Annotated in this window: 18 protein-coding genes, 1 tRNA gene and 1 pseudogene; 8 read left to right on the forward strand and 12 right to left on the reverse strand. The window is 54.6% G+C overall.

The annotated features are described in order from the left end of the window. The first annotated feature begins 88 nt into the window (after positions 1-88). Positions 89-165: transfer RNA gene (locus tag PWM43_RS14680), tRNA-Met, on the forward strand. Here the strand turns inward: PWM43_RS14680 and PWM43_RS14685 are convergent. From PWM43_RS14685 to PWM43_RS14705, 5 genes are all read right to left on the reverse strand, one after another. Beyond that, positions 122-1,786: a recombinase family protein gene (locus tag PWM43_RS14685; RefSeq protein ID WP_289843246.1), complete on the reverse strand. Its 1,665-nt coding sequence runs from the start codon at positions 1,784-1,786 to the stop codon at positions 122-124. The genes PWM43_RS14680 and PWM43_RS14685 overlap by 44 nt on opposite strands. Positions 1,787-2,162: 376 nt before the next feature. Continuing rightward, the gene (locus tag PWM43_RS14690; RefSeq protein WP_289843234.1) at positions 2,163-3,575 is read right to left on the reverse strand and encodes a hypothetical protein; all 1,413 of its coding nucleotides are present in this window, start codon (positions 3,573-3,575) and stop codon (positions 2,163-2,165) included. Positions 3,576-3,647: 72 nt separating this feature from the next. Continuing rightward, complete coding sequence (gene mobF / locus PWM43_RS14695) at positions 3,648-7,712, reverse strand: MobF family relaxase (RefSeq protein ID WP_289843235.1); 4,065 nt, start codon at positions 7,710-7,712, stop codon at positions 3,648-3,650. After that, complete coding sequence (locus PWM43_RS14700; protein WP_289843236.1) at positions 7,702-7,998, reverse strand: hypothetical protein; 297 nt, start codon at positions 7,996-7,998, stop codon at positions 7,702-7,704. Before PWM43_RS14700 ends, mobF begins: the two co-directional genes overlap by 11 nt. Positions 7,999-8,055: 57 nt before the next feature. Beyond that, on the reverse strand, positions 8,056-8,493 hold the full coding sequence (locus tag PWM43_RS14705) for a hypothetical protein (protein WP_289843237.1): 438 nt from the start codon (positions 8,491-8,493) through the stop codon (positions 8,056-8,058). A gap of 712 nt (positions 8,494-9,205) precedes the next feature. On the opposite strand from PWM43_RS14705, the gene PWM43_RS14710 reads away from it, so the two are divergent. The 3 genes from PWM43_RS14710 (at position 9,206) to PWM43_RS14720 (ending at position 11,217) form a co-directional block, all read left to right on the forward strand. Next, complete coding sequence (locus PWM43_RS14710) at positions 9,206-9,823, forward strand: hypothetical protein (protein ID WP_289843238.1); 618 nt, start codon at positions 9,206-9,208, stop codon at positions 9,821-9,823. Positions 9,824-9,904: 81 nt separating this feature from the next. Continuing rightward, complete coding sequence (locus tag PWM43_RS14715; protein WP_289843239.1) at positions 9,905-10,558, forward strand: hypothetical protein; 654 nt, start codon at positions 9,905-9,907, stop codon at positions 10,556-10,558. Continuing rightward, complete coding sequence (locus tag PWM43_RS14720) at positions 10,555-11,217, forward strand: hypothetical protein (protein WP_289843240.1); 663 nt, start codon at positions 10,555-10,557, stop codon at positions 11,215-11,217. Before PWM43_RS14715 ends, PWM43_RS14720 begins: the two co-directional genes overlap by 4 nt. Before the next feature lie 61 nt (positions 11,218-11,278). Here PWM43_RS14720 and PWM43_RS14725 read toward each other — a convergent pair whose 3' ends face one another. The 4 genes from PWM43_RS14725 to PWM43_RS14740 form a co-directional block, all read right to left on the reverse strand. Then, entirely contained in the window at positions 11,279-11,677 is a 399-nt protein-coding gene (locus PWM43_RS14725) for an outer membrane protein assembly factor BamE (RefSeq protein WP_062454622.1), read from the reverse strand. 89 nt (positions 11,678-11,766) lie between these two features. Continuing rightward, complete coding sequence (locus PWM43_RS14730; RefSeq protein ID WP_289843241.1) at positions 11,767-12,063, reverse strand: hypothetical protein; 297 nt, start codon at positions 12,061-12,063, stop codon at positions 11,767-11,769. Between the two features lie 6 nt (positions 12,064-12,069). Beyond that, the gene (locus PWM43_RS14735) at positions 12,070-12,246 is read right to left on the reverse strand and encodes a hypothetical protein (RefSeq protein WP_194285332.1); all 177 of its coding nucleotides are present in this window, start codon (positions 12,244-12,246) and stop codon (positions 12,070-12,072) included. A gap of 213 nt (positions 12,247-12,459) precedes the next feature. Continuing rightward, on the reverse strand, positions 12,460-13,098 hold the full coding sequence (locus tag PWM43_RS14740) for a LexA family transcriptional regulator (RefSeq protein WP_289843242.1): 639 nt from the start codon (positions 13,096-13,098) through the stop codon (positions 12,460-12,462). A gap of 191 nt (positions 13,099-13,289) precedes the next feature. Between PWM43_RS14740 and PWM43_RS14745 the strand changes: the two genes are divergently transcribed. Beyond that, a complete protein-coding gene (locus PWM43_RS14745) occupies positions 13,290-13,532 on the forward strand; it encodes a hypothetical protein (protein WP_007284186.1) in 243 nt (80 codons plus the stop codon). A 90-nt stretch (positions 13,533-13,622) separates the two neighbouring features. Further along, the gene (locus PWM43_RS14750) at positions 13,623-14,471 is read left to right on the forward strand and encodes an FkbM family methyltransferase (protein ID WP_289843243.1); all 849 of its coding nucleotides are present in this window, start codon (positions 13,623-13,625) and stop codon (positions 14,469-14,471) included. A 196-nt stretch (positions 14,472-14,667) separates the two neighbouring features. Here the strand turns inward: PWM43_RS14750 and PWM43_RS14755 are convergent, their stop codons facing one another. Continuing rightward, positions 14,668-16,098, reverse strand: coding sequence for a hypothetical protein (locus PWM43_RS14755; RefSeq protein ID WP_289843244.1), 1,431 nt, complete (start codon positions 16,096-16,098; stop codon positions 14,668-14,670). Positions 16,099-16,640: 542 nt separating this feature from the next. Here PWM43_RS14755 and PWM43_RS14760 point away from each other — a divergent pair. Continuing rightward, positions 16,641-16,793, forward strand: a complete 153-nt coding sequence (locus tag PWM43_RS14760) for a hypothetical protein (protein ID WP_010668671.1) — start codon at positions 16,641-16,643, stop codon at positions 16,791-16,793. On the opposite strand, the gene PWM43_RS14765 is transcribed toward PWM43_RS14760, so the two are convergent. Further along, positions 16,768-17,667, reverse strand: coding sequence for a hypothetical protein (locus PWM43_RS14765; protein ID WP_289843245.1), 900 nt, complete (start codon positions 17,665-17,667; stop codon positions 16,768-16,770). The two genes, PWM43_RS14760 and PWM43_RS14765, sit on opposite strands and share 26 nt — an antisense overlap. 356 nt (positions 17,668-18,023) lie before the next feature. Here PWM43_RS14765 and PWM43_RS14770 point away from each other — a divergent pair, with 356 nt between their 5' ends. Then, on the forward strand, positions 18,024-18,221 hold the full coding sequence (locus tag PWM43_RS14770; RefSeq protein WP_010516885.1) for a hypothetical protein: 198 nt from the start codon (positions 18,024-18,026) through the stop codon (positions 18,219-18,221). Between the two features lie 26 nt (positions 18,222-18,247). Here the strand turns inward: PWM43_RS14770 and PWM43_RS14775 are convergent. Beyond that, a pseudogene (locus tag PWM43_RS14775) lies at positions 18,248-21,169 on the reverse strand (efflux RND transporter permease subunit); the annotation flags it as partial. Positions 21,170-21,256: the final 87 nt, after the last annotated feature.

Genomic DNA, 21,256 nt, shown 5'->3' on the forward strand with positions numbered 1-21,256 from the left:
AAAACCCCCAGCGCCCATGATACTGTGTCTCAAGGCACGGAAAAGTAGGTCGCCGCCAGGTCCCCTGATCCACCCTGAAAACCAATGTCGCGGGGTGGAGCAGCCCGGTAGCTCGTCAGGCTCATAACCTGAAGGCCGCAGGTTCAAATCCTGCCCCCGCAACCAATGAACCCTGCACCAGGAACTTCTCGAGAACGCCAGCGTCAAGATGACGCAGGGCGTTTTTCCTGTTCGTGGCAAAGCCCAGCATCGCCGCCAGGTCACCCTCAAGGAAAATCCCGAGCTCCCCATTCTCTGGAATGAGCTTGATCCGCGTGATCAGAGAACGGATCGCTTCTACCGTCCGCGTTCGGCTGACTTCATTCTGAAGACTCTCATGGAGTGTCGCGATTTTCTGGCGATACAGTTCCGCCATGTTGGGATGCAGTAGAGGCGGCGGGGAAGGGGCTTCCGCCAGTCGTTCCTCTATCTCGGCCTTGCGGGTTTCAAGGTGACCGATACGATCTTTGAGGCGTGATCCCGGGACGCCGTCGAGAATAGCCTGAATGGCCTTGTCCAGTTCACGCTCGATTTTGGGCAGTTCAGATTTCAGAGCGACCAGATCGGCCCCTTTCTCCATGCGAAGACGGTTTATCTCGAGCGTGAACTCGTCGCAGAATTCTTTGAAGAGCGCAGGATCCATCATTTGGGTCCGCAGGCCGTTGAGCACGGATTTTTCCAGAATATCCCGTCGGATCGTCAGGCGGTTCTCGCAGGTGCCCTTGTTGCGCGCCGTTGAGCAGCCGAGGTGATGTTTCGAGATCATCGAAAACCCACCGCCACAACAGCCGCATTTGATGAGGCCCGTCAGGAGATGAGTCGGACGTTGCAGGGCGTTGAGGGGATGGGCGCCGGTGCCGCGGGATTTCTGGGACCAGGTTGTTTTGCTCTGGCGGCCTTTGACCGCATCCCAGAGATCCTGCTCGATAATCCGCAGATGAGGAACGTCATGAAGAACCCATTCGGATTCAGGGTTCAGGCGTGACACCCGTTTCCCGGTGCTGGGATCCTTGATGTAGCGCAGGCGGTTCCAGACCAGTCGGCCAATATAGAGTTCGTTGTTGAGGATGCCGGTGCCGCGTTCACGGTTGCCATTGATCGTTGACGGGCTCCAGGCTCCGGACAGGGGGCCGCGATGGCCTTCGGCATTCAGAGAAAGAGCAATGGCTTTGGGGGATTTGCCGTCGGCATAGTCCTGAAAGATCCGTCGGACGATCTGGGCCTGATCATCATTAATGGCGCGCTCTCCGCAAATCGGTTCGCCATGACTGTCGCGCTGTTTGACAACATCATACCCGTAGCACAGGCCGCCACCGGATTTGCCCAGTTCGACGCGGCCACGCAGACCCCGACGGGTCTTGTTGGCCAGTTCCTTGAGATAGAGCGCATTCATCGTGCCGGTCAGGCCAATGTGCAGGTGATTGATCTCACCCTCTGAGAGCGTGACGATCTTTATCCCTGCAAAGCTCATGCGTTTGAACAGACCGGCGATATCTTCCTGATCGCGGGACAGGCGATCCATGGCTTCTGTCAGGAGGATCTGGAAGCGACCCGAATTGGCATCTGCGATGAGTTCTTGGATACCAGGACGGATCAAGGAAGCCCCAGAAATTGCCCGGTCGCTGTAACTGTCAACGATCGTCCAGCCCTGTGTGTCCGCATAACCGCGACAGGCCCGGAGTTGATCCTCAATGGACGCATCCCGCTGGTTGTCCGAGGAGTAACGCGCATAAAGAGCAACTTTCATGGCGGGTTTTTCTTTTTTGAGGGTGACGTGATCTTGGTCAGAGAATGAGCAGCCGGATCTTCATAGCATTGTCGGGCTGCTTCGCGGGCTAAAAAACGGACAAGAATAATCAGGGCGACTGAGGGCTCATGATCCTGCTCAGGCGTTTTGCGCGATGGTTCTGAAGAAAATGACAAGGACATAATGAAGCTCCGACAACGGTGCTTCATTCATCGCTCGTCAGTATGAGAGAAAAAAATTCGTTGTCGCTAAAATATTAAATAATTTTAATGAATGTCTACAGGTGTGATCCAAGGTCACAAAAAAAAGGATGGTTGCGCGTGAGGTCCGAATGTTGCTGATCAGGCGCGCTCCAGTATCCTTTTTTGATGCTGCCTTACTTTTGATTGGGAGGGATATATTTCCTGAAGATATCAAGAAAAACCTCGGGCACTTCGGAAAAAGTTATTATGCAGGTGGCCCCCTCCTCTGCATCATGATCAATGGCCTCTTCTGTCTGCTGCTGCCCCATGGCAGCCAGCGATGTTGGGAAAAGATCATTTTCACGATAGGATGGGGAGGCCTGACAAAAGAAAGCAGAGGTAGTGATCCAGGTCGAAGAATCGAAATCTTCTGGGATTTTCGGACCAAAAAGAGGCTCTGGCTCAAACGCAATACCCGTCAAAGGACTGATGGGACGCCATTTTTTTCGATACTTAGGCATAAAACGGTGTCCTCTCCGAAGCTGTGCAGCTTTGATATCGCTTTTGATGAGAACGAGTTCACGCAGGCGTAAGATAGGTTCAGGGGATGGTGTCGTTTGTTGCTTGACGGTGAGTTCGTTTTGCAATGCTAACGCCAGAGCAATGGTGCCTGTGGTCAGGTCGTCCCAGTCTGTATGGTGCAGGATCGTGTGTCCGGCCCGAATGTCGCGATAACCCAGATCTTCCTTAGTCTCTGGCCAGTCGGCTCTTGCTCCTGTTGATGGATCTTCGACAGCTGAGGACAGAATATTCATCGCTCCCAGAATATGTCCAACGGAGTGGAAATGATGTTTCAAAAGCATAAATCTGGTTCGACAGGTACTTGTCTCAGGCGCACCCGCTCTTCCATTTCGGATACAAACATATGCATCCTGAGCGTGTCTTGCAGCGGGTGCAGATCCGTCTATGAGCCGGGCAGCAGGTGGTAAGTGTCCACGTTCTACAGCTCGACTGAGATCGAAAAGAAATGCCAGTCTTCCCCATCTGGGAGGTTGTTCAGGATGAAAAAGACGAAGACGAATTGCGACGTGAACTGAAAATCCGATAACCGCGCATGCGTCTTGCAGAAGCGGACGCCAGAAGAGATTATAGTTCTCGAAAAGTCGGTCCTCATCTACTACGGCAAGCTTCCTGCTGAGCGTTTTAATCGCCGATGTCAGTGCTTGCAGACGGATATGTTCTCCTAAAGCCGCCAGTTTCCTGTCGTCCTGAGGTCCGGATTGCGCTGCCGTTTTTCGTCTGGCCATTGCTGCACTCAGGCATGAATTCAGCTCAGGAAGAGATTTTTGCGCGAGTGAGCAAAAATCTCCAAAAACACGATGGTCAGGATCAGTCAGGGTTTTGGTCAGGAAATTCATCTCCCGCTGCATTTTCATGAGACGCAGACGTCCATAAAAATATGTTCTGACCTTCGTCCGAGGCGGGATGACTTCCGTGACCTGCCGGTTCTTTTCCGGTCCTGCCTTGAGGTCCGAAGCAAACGCGTATGCGGCTTCAAGAAGAACGGCCTGCAGTCTCAAATTCATGCTCTCTGCGGGCAACGACATCGGCAGTTCAAGCGGAGGAATTGGCGCGGGAACTTTGTGACGGGGGCGGCCTGGTCGTTTTCGGATCATTGTTCAGTCTCGCTCTCTGTCTTTCTGTTCCCTGCGCGCTCGCCTCATGGCCGGACTATTCTTCCGATTTTCTCTTTTCAGTGCTGGGCTTGGCGTTGAGCGCGCTCTTCTCGTTGTGAAATCGTGAACCAGCAAAAGTCGATCGCAAACAGCTGTTACTGTCTTTACATCGTATCTCGAGAGCGCCTGTGCAACATGCCTCTGGTCAAGATAGATACGATTGGCGACGGATGTCGGATCGCGGGAGATTGTCATCCCCATCTCCTGAAGATCGGCAACAAGTGTTGCCGCAGCGCTAAACGGCTGGCGCGCAGGCGAAGACAGAAGCAGGGCGAGGGAACTTGCCGGATTGTCTGCTCCTGGTCTGTCCAGATGACGCGCTGTCAGGTCAAATAATCGCTCAACCTGCGCTGTCGCGTATTTCAGACCACAGGGTTTCAGGCGCCTTGCATCCCGTCCTTGTCTGAGAAGTCTATTTTGAATCGATCGGAGTGCATCGGCATCAATCCAGAGACCGTTTCCATCCTTTTTCCCGCGTGACAAAAGAGCACGATATTCCGCATCCGCTGTCAGATCGAGGTCTTCAGGCGAGACATCGCGGGCAATGCAATGCCACTGAGGGTTATCTGACAGGCCGGTTCGTTGAAGCGCTTCGGCGACAGCCTCGCGTCTACGTCGACGTCGATGTAACTTCTCGAACCAGGCACTGTTTTTTGCGATGGCGATGTAGGTCTGTGTTCGAAGGGATGTTTTCAGATTTCCGGTCATGTCTTTTGATCGGAAGCCGATTTCAGGCAAGGGGAACCTCAGGCGTTCTACTACAGGCTTGAGAGACGAACTGCCCTGCAGGATCTGCTTCTGATGCGCCTGTTTCAACCGCAGTTTAAGGGAGGAGGGGGTATTGCGCCGTTCGGCCTGAAGCAGTGTTTTATGAAAATTCTTTAAAGTATCCGCGCGGAGTATTCTGGCGTCTTCCAGTAAGGAAAGGGCGGACAGCCTCTGGTCGCGTCGGTCCAGATTATCGGCCATGGCTGTCAGGATGTCGTCGCGGCCGATGGATTGCCTGCTCCCCATGCCGTGTTGTGACATGATATTTCGTCGCTCAGCGCGCTCAGACGTCACGATCCAGTTCCTGAAGCGATGTCGGCTCGCGCCTACATAGGCGCGATGAGCGTCAAGATGTCCCGATCCCCGTGGCATGGCCAGGATATGTTCGGTCGATGTCAGTCCCTGCGATGCATCGATTGTCAGGACATCGCCATATCCCAGAAGAACCCGGTCGTCTTGCGGGCTTACCAGAGTTTCCAGGTCGACCCAGCCACAAGTGCCATGACTGTTTCTGAGATAGAGACCGCCGTATCTGTAATCGAGCACTTCCAGCACACTGCCATTATTGCCGATGATCCCGCGCTTACCATCATCGCGTTTTGCATTTGTTCTCTTGAAAAGACGAACCCTGTCGCCACGTGCCAAAGGGAGATCGTAGGGCGTCCCGTGCTGATCCATCGCTTTGAGGATCACAAGGTCTTTGTCGAGCTCGCCAATAGAGCGCCTCCGGTCGCGGATTACAGAAGCGATCGTACGGGCATCAGCGTTCGTTGGCGCGCTGACTGTCAGTGTGTTTTGTGTCTCCTTTTTTAAGACAATATGCCGTTGCAGCCAGAGATCGGCGATGTGTTCAGCGACCTGATGGTCGTCGCCGTCCGCAAAGAGAAGAGACCCATCTTCAAATTTTCGGCGCAGTGCTTCCAATGCTCCGCCATGGCGAAAAAGCAGAGCTGTGGCCCGTTCAGTCTCTGTCTGCTGTCGCACACTGGAGAGTAATTCCGGGATTTTTTCTTTTCCCAATGCGCGCTGAAGCAGGCCAACGGTCGGTCCTGCATCGACGGACTGGCATTGTCGGGCATCCCCAATCATCACCAGCCTGCAGCGCGTCATAGCCTGGGCGCGGAGCAGCGCCAGAAGCTGTACCGTACTCAGCAGACTCAGTTCGTCAACAATCAGGACTGATCGGGAATCCAGTCGAATATTGCCGTTCTTTATCCCACAAAGAAGAGGATGGGTCGCGACAAGGCGGTTCTGAGCGATACCTGCACCAATAAGATCGTCGGCCTGTCTCCAGGCTACGGCCGTTCCCCAAACCGTATGACCGCTTTGCGTCCAGGCATGTACAAGGGGGGTGAGCAATGTCGTTTTTCCGGAGCCGGCAACGCCAATGAGTACAGCCAGACGCCCCTGGGTGCCCAGTGTGCTCATGGCCTGGCGCTGATCTCTTCCATGCTTACCCCGGAAATTAAGACCACCAGCAGCGATCGCGAGATCGATTTCAGCCTCGCTTAAAGCGCCAGAATGATTGTTTGCGGCTGTACGGGCGCGATCGATAACCTCATCCTCGTGATCTGCGTGAAGTCTTGTGGTGATGCGCAGGCGCGGATCTCCTCGGCGGTCTTCATTAACTATGGAAAGAACTTCAGTCCGAATACCGTCGATCGTGACCGGGTTCTCGCGGACCATAGAAACGACCGTATCGATGTCTGCGGAGGTGTCGATGCCGACATCAATCAAGGCGCGTGCTGCACAAAGTCGAATAATTGATCCGTCCACAACGGCGCTTTTTTGGAAAGGATCTTCAAGAAACGCACAGGTCAGGCGGTGAGCTGCGTCAAGCCGGGACGCTGGATCGTGTAATGTCCCCGTGTCGTGTCCGGTTAGAAAATCAGGAACCGTCCATCCCAGTTGAGTCATCGTCTGCTGCCATGCATCCCGATCTGCCAGATCGTCTGTCTTGGGTTGTCGCGGGTTTCCCTGTGTCCCGTGCTTCAGGAAACGTATTTTCTGATCAGCATCAAGACGGGACCAGTCGACATTCTGTTGTCGGGCATAGTCCTGGGCTGCATCCTCTCCCTGGCGTGTTCTTTTTGAAAACGCTGTGCGAACTTCCTCTGGCACTTGCACCAGCTGAGCCGCTCCGGTTTTCTGATTGAGGGCGACTTCTGCACCATTCTGTCGAAGATTGTCTGCGACATAGGCCTGATAGAGCGCCCCGATCTCTTTGACGCGTCCCTGGAGACGCGCAAGATCAAGACCGCCGACATGCCCTGATTTCGTGAAAACGAAGTTCGGAATAACGCAGTGCGTGTGTAACTGAGGATCACCGGGTATTCGGACCGTCATCAGATGCGTCTGTAGGCTATTGTCCTGACCGTTTTCAGGGACATAAACCGTTGGTCGCGCCGTATAGTGCAGGAACCCGAACCATGCGATGGCGCCATAGTCATACCCATCACGTCCCGCCTTGCCACGCCGCGCGCGTCCGATTGTTACCTCGACATCACGCATGACACGCGACACAGCATCCTGATGCGCCTGCAAGAGACAGGCGCGTTCCGCCGGTGTTCTTGCAAACGCCCATGCAACCGAAAGGGATTTATCGGCTGAAAAAGTCAGATCGATATAACCAACTGACTCATGTTTGTGTCCTAAAGATTTTAAGAACCGATCCCGGTTTATGGAGAGGCCATTATAGTCAAAACCGTCTCCAAAACGTCGCAGAAGATCCGGTCCTGCCTTCTGATCGGACGGAAGCCCGTACAGTGCAAACAACCGCTTTGCCGCGGCCTGTTGTCGGAGAAGAGCTTTCTGCGTTCTGGGGATTTTTTTTCGCAGAACTCCAGAGATGCGTTTTAATGTGAGCGCGTCAGGAAGACTGCTTGGCGACAGTTCAAGCACCGAAGCTATGCTGGCTGTCGTTTTCTGAATTTGCTTGCCTGGAACACGGTTTCCATCCGCACGTCGTCCGCTCATGACATTCGCAAGTTCAAGATCCGTGACGGGATGACCTGGTCGTAGGCCCAGTCCCTTCTGCACGCGCGGATGGACTGTCGAACCCAGGCGCGCCACGGTCTCGCTGATCGTGGCGCCCTGTCCTGTATCGACACCTATATAATATGCAGCCTGACAGGCCTCGCTGATTGAGACAGTCGGCTCTTTCAGATGTGCAATCATAAAAGAAGCATCCGATGGCCGGTCTGCGATGCCTGTGCGATACGTCATCATTTCAGAAACCATCCACAACGTGGTTTTCGAACGCCTGACTGATCGCGCGGCTCATGACCTCCGGAAACGCTGATATCAACTGATTATTTGCAGCGAGTGCTGCATTATAAGCTTTCAGAACGGTCGCAAGAGATTGCAGCGTGTCCGGGAGGAGTTGCTCGTCTTTTTCGGGAGCGCTCAAAGCATTTAGAAGGAGTTCAAGTTTTTTGTCCTGAATTTGTAGTGTTTCAAGAATAACACTGAGGATCGCGAGAATATCTTCCTGCGCGATGTGCCCCTTGTCAGAAGTTGCACTCATGATGGATCACCGTAGCGTCTGAATTTGTGGCAGGATTTCCAAATTTTGAGATTTATTTCATCTGCTATTGAGTATCGATTTTCTTTGATTAAACAGCGATTTTGGTTTGCTGAGATCTTCAGAATGTTGTGGATGATCTTCTGAGAATTTTTTTTGCTCTGCAGGCAGACTCTCCTGCTGCGCCTGCGGATCGGGACGTGGTGTCTTGTTCGCTTTGAGAGTATCAGCGTTTCGCTTTATTGCGTTCTGGCGTCTCTGACGGACCCTGTACCAATTTTGTCTGATCGTCGTCTCAGCATAAGCATTACCGTCTGAGTCTGTGATCCCGAGAGCTGCCAGCGCGTCGCTGACAATGGCCCAGTCAGCACGTTGACCGATGATGTCTTCAATGACGGCAAAGTTCCTGTCCAAAATCTCTGAGAGTGTGTGCCCTTTGAGCTTTTGACGACTGTTTTCCATCGCGCGGCGCATGTCTGCTTTGCTGATTTTGGTCATTTGAAGTATATCCTTCTGCTCAGCGTCATCGCTGGTGTGAGTGTCGGTTTCGACATCACTGAAGCTGACAGAGTGTGCTTCATAAAAAAAATTCGTTGTGCGCGAGAAGTATAAAAAGTTTCGTTAATTGCTTTTTCATAGAAAATTTCTGGTACATTAAAGTTAATCTGGAATATTTCTTTTGAAATTCAGATTTCAAGAAAAAATTTCCACCTTTTATCTGATTATATAAAAATATAGATATGCTATTATAATCAAATTATCTCTGATTTATATGTCGCAGGATCAAAATATTATTTTAGGAATCGTGATTTCATTATTCATGGAATCATTTAAATTCCAATCAGGGTCTGTATCGGGAAGCGTGACATCTACTCCGAAAAGTCTCTCATCACAGACCAAGGCACCCTTGGTGCGTGGCAGTGGACTTTTGAGAAAAATAGCAGAACCCCATCTGAAATGCTTAGCCTGATGGTCATCGCACCGGCGTTCGCCTGAAAGGCAGAGCAGGGTCATAGCCAGCTGGCGCGGCTTATGAAACCGGTGGAGCTGCAACATGCATGGGCTGGGAGTTGCATCCTGTCGGAGCGGCGGAGGTATTTTACTTTTGAAGACAAGGGGAGGGGAGCTGCGCTGCGGCTCTCGCCCCAGAGGTTCTCTCTGCCAGATGGCAAGACCCTGCGGGTGATCACAGTCTTTTACTGGATCTCCTATGTCTTTCTCTCCCTCGGGCATTCCAGCCCGGATTATTGGGCTTGCCCCCATTGGCTCTCCTGCGCGTCCAAAGGGTGGTGTCTCCACTTTGATTGAAGCGTGTCTGCTCGATCTGCTGGTCGGCAATTCCGGCGGCGCCAGCCACTTTGCTGAACGCATGTGTCTGTGGTCTCCGACCGAACAGCTCACCGTGACGCACATCCCGCATGATACGATCAATACGTCGCTATTCCTGCGTCTTGATCCGGAACTGCGGAACGATCTTGTTCATCGCCCCTTCCTGGAAGCGATCGACAACGAGCAGGACCAAGGAAGGGGGCACGGCGCACCGACACTGATCGTGCCACTGGACGGTCGTGTCCAGGGCTGGCTCGCGCCTTTGCCTCATGGAGATGATCTGCAGGTTCTGCGTTTTGACAGGCTGATGAGGGGTCTGTTTCCAAACCTGATTGTCGGGCGCGATGATTACCATCGCATCTGGAAGCTCTACGATCCGCAAACAAGCGCTCCGTATCATCCGGCCTCTTTGATTCACGACGTGTTTGTCGCCGGCCGCATTCTCTCTGGTGTGCTGAGTGAACTTCCGCTTTCCGAAGTCCTCGCCGCCGCCCGCTGAAGCCAGCTTCGTTTCCGCTTCTATCCAGCGGCAGCCCCCTGCGCGTTGCCGCTGTGCTCTTCTTATTCAGGACAATCGATCATGTTGCTCTCTTCTTCTTCCAGCACTCCGTCAGGTGGGGGACACAATCACGCGCGCTCTTTCTTCGAGCCAACACCGGACGACCTCCGTCTCTACCGCGAACTGAGCCTGCGTCTGCGGGTTCAGCCCCCCAGTTCCCTGTTCCGCTATATCCCGACACCGGCCGGGCAACATCTGACCCGGCTCGGAGACTGCAAACAATGGGCTTGGGCGGCAGTCATCAAAGCAGCGATGGCGCAGTGGAATGATCTGCCGACGCGGGGAACGATTGCCAGTGACGGGAAAAAGCTCAACTCCACGCCTGAGAGGATCGTATGGGAAGCCCTGCGTCCTGTCGCGCCAGACGACATTACACTGGACGTCGAGCCCCGCATCCAGATTGCGGGGCCGGCACTCTTCTTTTCCGATCTCGGGATCCGGTTTCAGGACCGGGTTCGGTATGTCGAGGTTGCAGGGGGCTGCGGTCGAGACCGGGTCGTGCGCAATCCCTATGAAGTTCAACTTCTCCAAGGACTGGATCGCCGATTGGGCGCTTACAGGGCGTATGGTCTGGAAGCCCCTGAAATCTGGTGGCTGGATGACCTGATCGATCCCGATGGTCTCAGGCGGCGCTTTCTGGAGATCGTGGCTCAGCTCCGCAGAGCAGCGCCATGATGGAAAGCATGGTTCATCTGCCGCGCTGGCCCGCGGGACGGATCTGCCTCGTGGACATCACGCCAGCAGCCTGGGAGGTGCCGTATCACGGCGCCTCCATCACCCTGTGCTGTCGCGAAGGCTTCTTCGAGGATGGCGCAGGAATGACGTGGCTTACGGACGTCACCTGCCGACAGGGACATCTCGAAGAAAGTCTTGATGAGAACGGCCGTCCTCATCTGACAATCAGTGACAGGCTCTTTCGTAGTCTGATGCCTGTCGGACGCCCGGTGCCTCTGGTTCTGGCAGGCTATCACATGAGCTTTCTGAGGCGCATACTGGGTGGGCCTCATGACCGGCCCCCGTTTAATCTGTGTCTCTACAGAGGCCTTCGGCAACTCTGCCCGTGGGTGGCTGACTTCGGGCTGCAGCTATCCGCCATCGAGCTGGTGCCGGAAAACATTCCGTTGATGACTAGGTCCGGGCCTCAAGCCCGGTTCGCCTCTGCCGAAACCCTGCTGGATGTCCTGCTGGCCAGACTTCCAGTGAACCGACTGGTTGCGATGTCTAGCCTGGCTGTTCCTCCGCCACCAGAGGAGGAACCGCTGAGCGGAATGTCCGGCTGGTGCAATATGACGGCTGACAGCGTTTTTACAGCGGACCAGGAAAAGGAAACCTGACAGCCTTTTCCTTGAACGCCCCCCTCTGCCTTCAACAGCAGAGGGGCTTTCTCCTGTAACCTCAGAACAGCCCGCTGCCGGTTTTGACAGCGGAGGCATTCATGGTGTGATGCCAGACGACGTCGCCGTTGAAGATCACGGTCAGCGTCTTTTCCGTGCCATGGGTGCCCTGATGCAGATCGCCATAGAGCGGAATGAAGTTGGCAGCGTCAGACGAGGCATTGGTGAACGCATACCGCCACTGCTCATGGCCGCTATCGGTGAACGTGCTCTCGCGCGGATCTCCGAACAGCGCCCGGATCTGGTCCTTGGTGGTCACACCATCATGGATCTTCTGATCGATGGACGCGCTGGTCTCGTTTTTGAGGGCTTCGTTCCCTCCCGAAGCGCAGCCTGTCAGGGCGATCAGCCCCGTGAGAGACAACGTGACGGCAAGAGTTCTGAGAAAACGTGCAGACATGCGGGATCCTTTGCTGTTTTTGCAAAAACAGTCGATGACGGGAGAATTGGAAAAAAGCGGGCGACCTGCCGAAAAACGAACGGAACGTCTCAGTCCAGCCCGCGAAGCCTGCGGCGGTCTTCAGCAGCTTTCAGTTTCCGGAGAAACGGTTCACGCGACCCGCTCCAGACGCTCATGCCCAGAATGAATGCAAAGAGCGGATGCCATGGCAGAGCCAGTGCGATGCCGCACAAAAGACAGACGCCCGCTCCGAACCACGAGACGTATCGCAGCAGAAGCCGTGTCTCGTCTTCCTCGGCACCATACTCTTCGAGATAGGCAGCCAGACGGGCCGCGCGTTTTGCTTCGGTCGCTTCGCTGTACAGACCGTCTGTTGAAGACGTCATGAGCGCTTATCTCCCCCAGTGGGCGTGGAAGACGACCCGGATCACCAACGCCGTGCCCAGCATCAGAGCCGCAGGCGGCAAAATGTCGCGGGCCTTCAGCCACGCGAACAGCCTGACCGACGATCCGAGCGCCAGCACCAGCAGGAGAAGAACGATCAGGACAAGGAGGATGGAGACGACCACGTCAGACGCCCCCTGACAGGCAGGAACAGGGGCCAGACCGGAAGACACAACGGGACAGAGACATCATCGCCAGCTCCTTGAAGTTCCTGTGTGGCAGGACAGTCCTGCACACACGATGAACTCAACAAGCCTGATGATCTACGATTTTCCGCTTACCGTCAATACGAATATGCGCCCATTTTGAGAAACAGGTTCCCGTATATCGCAAACGCCTCAGGGATGAGGCACGCCGCCGATCCAGACCACTTCGCCAAGCAGTTTAAAGCAGTCCAGGCGATCAGCCTCGACCTCCTGGGGTGGATAGCGATGATTGTCAGCAATCACCCGGACCCCGCCACCGAGTTTGGGATCAAGGCGACGGATCAGCACGGCACCCGCACTCTCCAGCGCATAGAGCGCGCTGCCCGTTACGGTCGTGATGCTTCGATCTACGATGACTAGATCACCTGACGACAAAGTCGGCTCCATCGCATCCCCTGCATTGCTGATGAGGCAGAGGGACGTGAGGTCTCGGGGAATGACGCTTTGCAACCAGTCGCGGCCAATCCGCAACCCGTCTTCATGCGCATCATACCACGGCACGACGATCTGACGGGTCGAGGTGGTCTGGACCGCTGTCACCCCGGAAGGTGAGCCGCCAGCCGTGCCAAAGGCGATCCAGTCCAGCGACACGCCGCAGACCCGGGCCAGTGATGCAAGGGCAGAGAACTTCATCTCCCCGCCATTCATGTAGTCCCTCAGGGTCGTATATGGCACGCCAGCCGCCTTGGCGGCATGGGTGATGCCAATACTCTGGGCCGCTTCGCGGAGGCGCTCGCCGCGCTCGCGCATCAGGCGGATCTGGTCGTCCATGAGTTTACGCTTTCGCCTGGAATGTCGGGGCACGCAGAGGGTCCTCATTCGGAAATGAGGTATGAATACGATATTCCGCTTGATATGTAAGTCGGAAAACCGTATCTCTTGGCATTGAAATGTTGCGTGGCCCGTGACTCGTCATGGTCAGATCCTCGCATGAAACCGACATTTTTGTCCAAGGGATTGTCATGCCTGAAGATCCACTGTTGCCACCACCCCGTCCAGCCGGTCTCGAGGACCTGCATGCCGGTCTGCATGACGTGCTGCGTCTGATCGAGATCGAGCATGCGCTGCTCAAAGGACGCCTCGAGAGTCTGCGTGCCGATACGGAAGGCGCACGCCTGCTGGAAGGCGTGATGGTGCTCGGGGCCGTGCTGCAACAGCGGATGGGCGGTCTGCTCCAGCTCTGCCGCGAGGTCGGGAAGCTGTGACGGAGCGGTCCGTCGGACACAGCACGTCCTGACCCTGCCGTCTGGCTTCGTCGAAGCCGCGTCGTTCCTTCCATACGGTCATCATCACTTATGTCAGAATACTCAGAGCCGTCTTCTGAGCACGTTGTGCTGGACGGAGACGACCCTGCGCGTGCCCTTCCTTTTGGGTCCTATCCGTTGACGGACGTGCAGAAGAAGATCCGGAAGATCTTCTTCAACACGCCCTTGGGGTACAGCCGTCTGCGTCGGCCGTTCATGGAACGGTTCAAACGAGACTGCACCTCAGGTCCTGTCGATGCGACCCTGTTCGGGCTGAAAGTGCGGTTTTACCCTCAGGATAACCAGACAGATTCAAAATCGGCGGTGTGTGGCGCGTGCTATAATCATCGCGAACTGAAATGGCTGCGTCATTATCTGCCAAAGGGTGGGACGTTTGTGGATGTTGGCGCGAATATGGGGTTCTTCTCGCTCTATGCCGCCCAGCGGGAGGCCCGCGTCATCGCCATCGAGCCGAACCCGGTCCTGTTCGGGCGGCTGGCCACCAATATGAGGCTGAACGGGATGCGGGCCGATCTCTTGCGTGTCGCGGTGGGCGATCAGGAGGGCTCTGGTCAGCTCGTGCAGGTGAACAGGGATTTTGGCGGCGGTCGGATCGGTGCGGGGCACGGTGCTTCAGTTCAGATCCGTCCGCTTCTGGATCTTCTGCAGGCCTGTGATGTCACAGTCGTGCATGTGCTGAAGATCGATATCGAAGGCTACGAAGACCGGGCGCTGCTGCCGTTTTTCCGCGAGGCGCCTGCGACGTTGTGGCCTGATCATCTCATCATGGAAGACACCGAGCATGGCCGGTGGGCCCAGGACGTCTTTCCAGTGCTGCGGCGCTGTGGGTATGAACGCCGCTCCCGCAGTCGGGGGAATATCTTACTCTCCAGGTTCTGACTGGCGCTGGAGAGGAGAAGTTTGTCAGCTAGGGGGGGGGTAAGCGGAAGGTCTGCTTTGTGCAGGGTGACCGACAAAACCGGACACTCACGTGGAAAATCCTCGCGAAGGCGCTCAAACAAAATACCTACCTCCATCGCGTGCTCTTCGACTGCTTCCTGCCCTGCCAGGTGGCGGACATTGGCTTCAATAGGTTTTAGCCGATCGTCGGCGGAGGCTGGCTCAAAGGTCGGTGCTCATGGTTTGGCGAGGCATAGTCAATGTATTGATCCGCCGCGTTGGTGATCCGTAGCAGTAGGCGCTGAAATAAACCTCTCAATAGCTTCATGTCGCGGATCGCCTCCAACTCTTGACCCTGAGGGATGGGAGCCCCGTGGGCGGCCTTGTTTCGCCGGCGCCAAGCAGCGTCCTCGTCTTCACCCAGCTCGAGTTTCAGGGTGGCCATGACGTCCTTAAGCCGCTGACGCTGATCAATGCGATTGAAGGTGGGCAGTTTATCCTTCAAGGCCACTTTCGCCTCAATGGAGACGTCAGCGCTGGCAATGACGTCGCTGAGCGCCGCCCTGAGGGCTTTCCATTCGTCTTGTGTAGCCCAGTCCTTTCGCACCTTTCTCGGGTTAGCTTTGGTGTAGGCACTCTGCAAGCCCTCAATTGCCGCGCCGAAATGAGCGGGGGCGATATGCGGAGGGGCAGCGCAGGCATGCCAGAAAGCCCAGTGCAGGTTAGCAAGATCTAAGACGTCAAACGCTGTCACAAACGCCTGGATCGCCCTTGTTAACTGGCGGGCACCTAACTCGTTCAGGAAGCGGTCGCCGAGCGGCGCGAGTTGGAGGGTTTCAATGTCGAAGGCATGGCGGCGAAGGCTGTAGGCGCTCCGCGCTAATGTGGACACGACGTTCCATTCGGCGTCGTAGTGGGTTGTTCCGAAATCGACCAAGTAAATGCCCATCGCGAAGGAAAGGCCTGTGCGGACCTTCTTTCGGAACTCCTCATCGGGGACGCCATCGTAAACAATGCACCCGGGCTTGATGGCACCAGTCCGGTCTTTTTCGTCGAGCGCGCAAACGTAAAAAGTTATTCCATCCACGGTCAGTTTGGCGCAGTTTCGCGAGCTGCTGAACCGTTCAGTATCGTTCGTAATGGTTATACCGTCGTTGAGCGAAATTCTCCGCGTCGTAATGGTTTTAGTGACCACATCGGAAGCCGCGGGCCACATGTATGGGCTCTGGGGCAGGTTTTCGAGCCAGTCAATGACGTATAGCGCGGGTGCGCCGGAAGGGTTGTTGGTCTTAGCAATATGAACCTGGGTCAGTTCCGTTAGAGACTGCTCACTCACACCCTGGGACTGACGATGCTGGCTGTAGGGCACTAGCCCGAAAAACTCTCCTTCGAGGCCGCCTACGCTGCGGAGGAGAGCCCGCTCAGTAGTCAAGCGAACCGAGCCTGGCGGCTGATCGACTGCCGCTGACGTAGCATTGGGGGCAGCTTCAGTCTCCAAAATCAGATTCAGCTTTTCGTCCCGCCGGATCGAAAAACTGCGGATCGGCTGATGTAGGGGGCCGGGATCGGTGATTTCGAAGAAACCCTTGTTCAGGATGCGAAGGCATTCCTCGGTCAGTTCGCGCATCAACTTACGTCCTCTTAGAGAATCTCAGGTTGGATGAATTCGCCGGTGGGCAAGGTCATCTTCTGGTCGAACAAACTATAACCGTTTGAAGACCCATCGGGGGATGATGTGCTCGCCATGGACGCCTTGTCCCTCGGCGAGGAGCCGCAAACCAAGCAGGCGTCGCCCATAAACGATCTTCTCGACGAACCGCTTACAACTCATCAGTAGGACGCGGCCGTCCCCAACCGTACGGACTACACGCTCCCGCACCTCAGGCGAAAATCCCTGGCTCATCGTGTTCATCATAGTTCCTTCGCACAGATAGGAGCCTCCGGGAAACACGGGACGCTTCAGATCCTTAGGCACGCCTACGATACAAGCTGTCCGCTAACCGGCTCGCGCGCAATGTCGCTTACGTCTCAGATGAAGGCGGAAGCAGCAGGTCCGCTTCCGCCTTCTTCTCTGGCATAGGTTGGCCTTATGGGCGGTCCCAGGAGCGGACGTTCAATGCTTCGTGGAGACAGCAGCCCGCCCATGCGCGTGATAGCTGGCTCAAACCAATGCTCCTGATGGTGGAGCAACCTGTCGGTGTTCTGAAGTCCAAGTCGGGGCCGAAGCTGCCGTTTCTGATCAACAAACCAAACGGCGGCTTTCCAGCTAATTCCAGAGAGGAAGCCGGATTTGCTTTCAAGGGGATCGCGCTGATTGAATGAGCGTTACTTTCGCAAGCACATCGTATTTCGGTAAAAAAACCTGCGCGTTCTCTCCCGAGAACGACTTGAGCTCTGCCTCAATCGTGCCCTCGCCAGCATAACGGTTTTGCGTGAGAGTTGGCAGTATACTGGCGAGTTGCTTCTCGAAATCAGATTGGAAACCACGAATTTTTAAGAACCAGTAATCTGCAAGGCGGATCGCTTCCATATTGATACCCGACGCCACAACTCCGCCACCGATCGGCATATACACGGTGCCATCTGAGGTGGTCACAGAAACGTTGGCATTTTTGCGCCTTAGCGCTCGTCGTTGCTCTTTATTCCAAGCACCTCCGGTGACGCCTTTCGCGCGATAGCGGCTAATCATTTCTGGCCAGTTTCGATGAATGCTTTCGAGAACGTCGATATTTTCAAAACTATAATGATCATAAACATTAATCGCATAAAAGGCTTCATTCCCCACGATCGCATAGAGAAGAGGTCCGGTTCTGTCTGTGTAGGCATGATTTTTCGGGTGAAAAGTGGTTCCAAGATGAAAATGATGCACTCCCCACTCGGCAAGTAGTCCATCATGGTTGAGAAGTGAGATATGGCCAATACTGAGGTGGCCATTGATATCTTCCCCCTTTTTCACTTTCTCTTGGAGCATAGTCCAACCAGCTTCATAGTCTGGTGGGCAAACAAAGCTGTCTCCAATCTCGATGGTTCGGGGGACGCTTGCAATACGTCGGCGTTGCGCGTCGAAATAATGACTCGGTAAATCCCCATCGGGCAACGCTGCGATCTCGACTGCGGGCCATCTTTGTTCATCAATCAAATAAGATCTCAGCATAGCGACCCAATCGGCAACAAAATCTGCATTCAATTTGGGCATTAACACTCCTCTGCTTCCACCCTTATAGGTGGAATGTGAAAAACAGTTCCATTCTCTTGTTGCAACGCGCGTTTATCGCGTAATGAGACGATGCTGCGTTAATGTTGATAAGCTAAGAACTATAATTCCTGGGAGCAAGATGGCTGTAGCCGCCTTCATGTCGGACATAAAAGTGGGTTGGCTCGCCTTTCGCATAACGGACATAGTCCGCGCAGTCCCCCGCTATCACTTGGAGCCGAGAGTGGGGTGATCGTTATGGGAAATAACCAGCAAGAATACAGGCGCTTAGGTTGGCCGTAGCAAGACACGCCCGAAGCCACTGGGCAGGGAGTATAAATCATTTGGATCGGGCAACGATGCTTTCGGTTTTCGGCCTTGACACGATGATGTTCGGTGCGGGCGGCAATCCAGATTTTCTGGACAGCGTCAAGATTCATGAAGGCAATTCCGAACCCAACCAGAAGGTCGAGCCAGACCGAATGGTGGCCGAGCGTGATACGGAAGCAGTTTTCATTCTGGGTTCTATTGGCATATCGGACATAATCTTCAAGTAGTTCTGTGCAGCAGTGGCCCATACCTGTCACTTGAACAAGGTTTCCGGAACTCCCGTTTCGTTTTCAGAAAAACTACCAAATTTGACAGCAAGAATAGGCAAAACAAACAGGTTAAGTATCATTGATGTCATGAGCCCTCCAAGAATGACAGCTGCCATAGGTCCTTCGATTTCCCGCCCAGGCGCATTCATATCAACAGCCAGAGGCGCCAGTCCAAGCGCCGTAACGAGCGATGTCATGAGTACGGGGACGACGCGGTCTCTGGCCCCCCGGAGCGCTGTTGTTACTCCCCATGTGAGATGTTCCCGCTCGACCAAAGTCTCAAAATGCGAAATCATCATCACCGAATTCCGAAGCGTAATCCCGAATAGAGTAACGAAGCCGACTGTTGCCCCAAGAGTTAGCGTTGTGCCGGAAACAATGATTGCCAGAATGCCGCCGACAAATGCGAAGGGAAGATTGACGAGTATCAGAGCGAGATTGCGCCATCCTTGTGTGATTATTGAGAGCAGAATCATGACCGCTATGGCAGCGAGCCCGGAATTTATAAACAGTTCCTTGCGTGATTGTGATTCAGCTTCCGCTGCGGATGTAAACTGAACGTAGGTTCCAAGAGGCAGTTTGATATTTTTTGCTATAGCCGTGCGTGCGTCCTGAACGAAAGATTGAGCTGATCGTCCTGTAACATTTGCGGTGACAGTCTGTGTTCTCTGTGCTCCCAGATGTGACACCTGATAGCGACCGTTCGTCTCATATATGTCTGCGACAGCGCGGAGTGGTACGTAGTTTCCGTGAACAGTATGCAGTGGCAGGAAGCCGACAGACGCAACATCATTACGACTTGCGTCATCAAGACGAACCATAACATTAAAAGCCGCAGAACGCTCGTATATCTGCCCCACGGTTTCACCCTGCCAGGCTGTATGGATGGATCGGAGTACATCCGCCGACCGAAGCCCCCAGCGCTCCAGATCAGCAGGGCGTAGCCGAATAGCAAGTTCCGGAACACCAGGGGGTGCTTCTATCCGGACATCTGTTGCGCCATGTATCTGATGCAACATGCGGACAATATTATTTGCCTGGATATCCAATACATCCAGATCATCGCCAATAATATTGATTGCCACAGCCGAAGACGAACCAGAAAGGGTTTCGTTTACGCGCATCGTCAAAAAACTACTGACAGAAAAACTGGCCCCAACGAACCCGTCAAGCGCTTTGCGAACGCGGGCATCAATCTGTCGAGAAGCCTTCCCATCCACCTGATTCAAATCAACCTCAAACTCGCTGGTATGTGGTCCATACGTGTCCTCATCCAGCGAGGCGCGTCCGACTCTCTGAGCAACCGAACGGATTTCGGGAAGCTGACGAAGTTTTTCTGTAACCTGTCTACCTAATTTCAGAGACTGTTCCAGGGAAGTCCCCGGAGCAGCCGTCATATGAATGATAAGGTGACCTTCCTTGAAATCAGGAATGAAATCGCTTTCAAGGAATGGAAGGGCCGCAAACCCTATCAAGGTGGTCAGGATCATCCCGCCTATAACAAATCGGGGATGGCGCATTAATCTGGCCAGAAGACGTTCATAAGCTCTGGCGGTCCATCCTGCCAGGGGGGGCTCTCTCCGGGTTTCTCCAGGCGTCGCCAAGAGCCATGCGCAGAGTGCAGGTACAACGGTTACAGCAGCGGCAAGAGAAGCCATGACCGCAAGAACATAAGCTGTTGCCAGTGGAGCAAACAGTCGTCCCGAAAGTCCGGGAAGGGCGATGACAGGCAAGAAAACGATAATGACAGCAAAGGTCGCGTAAACCACTGCACTGCGGACTTCAACGCATGCATCGAGTACGACGCGCGCTGTAGATGCGGGCTGGACCAGAAGCCGGTTTTCACGCAATCGGCGTGTAACATTTTCGACCCCGATCACGGCGTCATCCACGACCTCGCCGATGGCGATAGCAAGCCCCCCCAGGGTCATGGCATTCAAAGTAACCCCGAGTGTCTCCAGCAACGACAGGGCTATCAGAATAGCCAAAGGTATGGTGGCGCAACAGATTGCAGCGGTTCGCAGGTCAAAAAGGAAAAGAAAGATTACGACAACCACCAGAAAACCGCCCAGAAGCAATGCTTGTGTGGCATTCCCCAATGCGGTCGTAATGAAATTGGCGGGTCGGAACAGGTCAGCATGCAATGTAATCCCCTGTCCCTGCAATTGCGGGCGGAAATCGGTAAGTGCCGCCTCGATTTCCCGGGTCACGGCCATTGTATTGGCACCGTACTGTTCCCATATATTAACTACAATGCCTGTCTTTCCCTCGATACTGGCCGCGCCGAAGGCAGGAATAGGGGCTTCAGTTACAGTGGCAATACTGCCCAGTGTGACAGCACCATTATCAGAGCGGACAATCACAGTGCGGGCCAGACTTTCTGGCGTCAGGGCCTGACCGTCAGACTGAAGAACGACTCTTTGGTTCGGGGTATCAATAAAGCCGGCCCCCTGTATGCCAGTCGCTTCCTGGGCAGCCGCAAGGACGTCATCGAGTCCGATATGATGCAAGATGAGTTGGTCTGGATGTACCTGTATCTGGAGTGACCGACGCTCCCCGCCAAACACGCTGACTCCAGCCACACCAGGCAACGCCAGCAGACGCGGCCTTAATGACCAGTCAGCAAGCGTGCGCAACTGCATAAGGGACTGTTGTTCCGACGTCAGACCGATCACCAGTACCAGACCGGCGGATGAGGTCAGTGGCGTCATAGTCGGAGCATGAACACCGGCTGGCAATTGCTGTGCAACAACATTCATTTGTTCCCCGACCAGTTGCCGGGCGCGATAAATATCGGTCGATGTCGCAAACAGGACGTTGACGACTGACAGTCCCTGAATCGAAGTCGATTGCACGCGCTGAATACCCGGGAGGCCGCTCAGGGCAATTTCCATTGGGCGACTAATACCAATTTGTTTTTGCTATGACCCATGAGCCCAGTCGCGCAATCCGAGAGACATAATGCGCCATGGCTGGTCGGTGAGCTGGTTCCA

It is taken from the genome of Brytella acorum (genome assembly GCF_029309905.1).
Taxonomy (GTDB): domain Bacteria; phylum Pseudomonadota; class Alphaproteobacteria; order Acetobacterales; family Acetobacteraceae; genus Brytella; species Brytella acorum.

Excerpts from the sequence above, each read along its gene's own strand:
- PWM43_RS14725 (WP_062454622.1), bottom strand. The coding sequence starts at position 11,677 with ATGTCTGCACGTTTTCTCAGAACTCTTGCCGTCACGTTGTCTCTCACG.
- PWM43_RS14710 (WP_289843238.1), top strand. The coding sequence starts at position 9,206 with ATGTCTTTCTCTCCCTCGGGCATTCCAGCCCGGATTATTGGGCTTGCC.
- PWM43_RS14755 (WP_289843244.1), bottom strand. The coding sequence starts at position 16,098 with ATGCGCGAACTGACCGAGGAATGCCTTCGCATCCTGAACAAGGGTTTC.
- PWM43_RS14770 (WP_010516885.1), top strand. The coding sequence starts at position 18,024 with ATGCTTTCGGTTTTCGGCCTTGACACGATGATGTTCGGTGCGGGCGGC.
- PWM43_RS14685 (WP_289843246.1), bottom strand. The coding sequence starts at position 1,786 with ATGAAAGTTGCTCTTTATGCGCGTTACTCCTCGGACAACCAGCGGGAT.
- PWM43_RS14740 (WP_289843242.1), bottom strand. The coding sequence starts at position 13,098 with ATGGACGACCAGATCCGCCTGATGCGCGAGCGCGGCGAGCGCCTCCGC.
- mobF (WP_289843235.1), bottom strand. The coding sequence starts at position 7,712 with ATGGTTTCTGAAATGATGACGTATCGCACAGGCATCGCAGACCGGCCA.
- PWM43_RS14765 (WP_289843245.1), bottom strand. The coding sequence starts at position 17,667 with ATGCCCAAATTGAATGCAGATTTTGTTGCCGATTGGGTCGCTATGCTG.
- PWM43_RS14705 (WP_289843237.1), bottom strand. The coding sequence starts at position 8,493 with ATGACCAAAATCAGCAAAGCAGACATGCGCCGCGCGATGGAAAACAGT.
- PWM43_RS14730 (WP_289843241.1), bottom strand. The coding sequence starts at position 12,063 with ATGACGTCTTCAACAGACGGTCTGTACAGCGAAGCGACCGAAGCAAAA.
- PWM43_RS14720 (WP_289843240.1), top strand. The coding sequence starts at position 10,555 with ATGATGGAAAGCATGGTTCATCTGCCGCGCTGGCCCGCGGGACGGATC.
- PWM43_RS14715 (WP_289843239.1), top strand. The coding sequence starts at position 9,905 with ATGTTGCTCTCTTCTTCTTCCAGCACTCCGTCAGGTGGGGGACACAAT.
- PWM43_RS14745 (WP_007284186.1), top strand. The coding sequence starts at position 13,290 with ATGCCTGAAGATCCACTGTTGCCACCACCCCGTCCAGCCGGTCTCGAG.
- PWM43_RS14700 (WP_289843236.1), bottom strand. The coding sequence starts at position 7,998 with ATGAGTGCAACTTCTGACAAGGGGCACATCGCGCAGGAAGATATTCTC.
- PWM43_RS14690 (WP_289843234.1), bottom strand. The coding sequence starts at position 3,575 with ATGTCGTTGCCCGCAGAGAGCATGAATTTGAGACTGCAGGCCGTTCTT.
- PWM43_RS14750 (WP_289843243.1), top strand. The coding sequence starts at position 13,623 with ATGTCAGAATACTCAGAGCCGTCTTCTGAGCACGTTGTGCTGGACGGA.
- PWM43_RS14760 (WP_010668671.1), top strand. The coding sequence starts at position 16,641 with ATGCTCCTGATGGTGGAGCAACCTGTCGGTGTTCTGAAGTCCAAGTCG.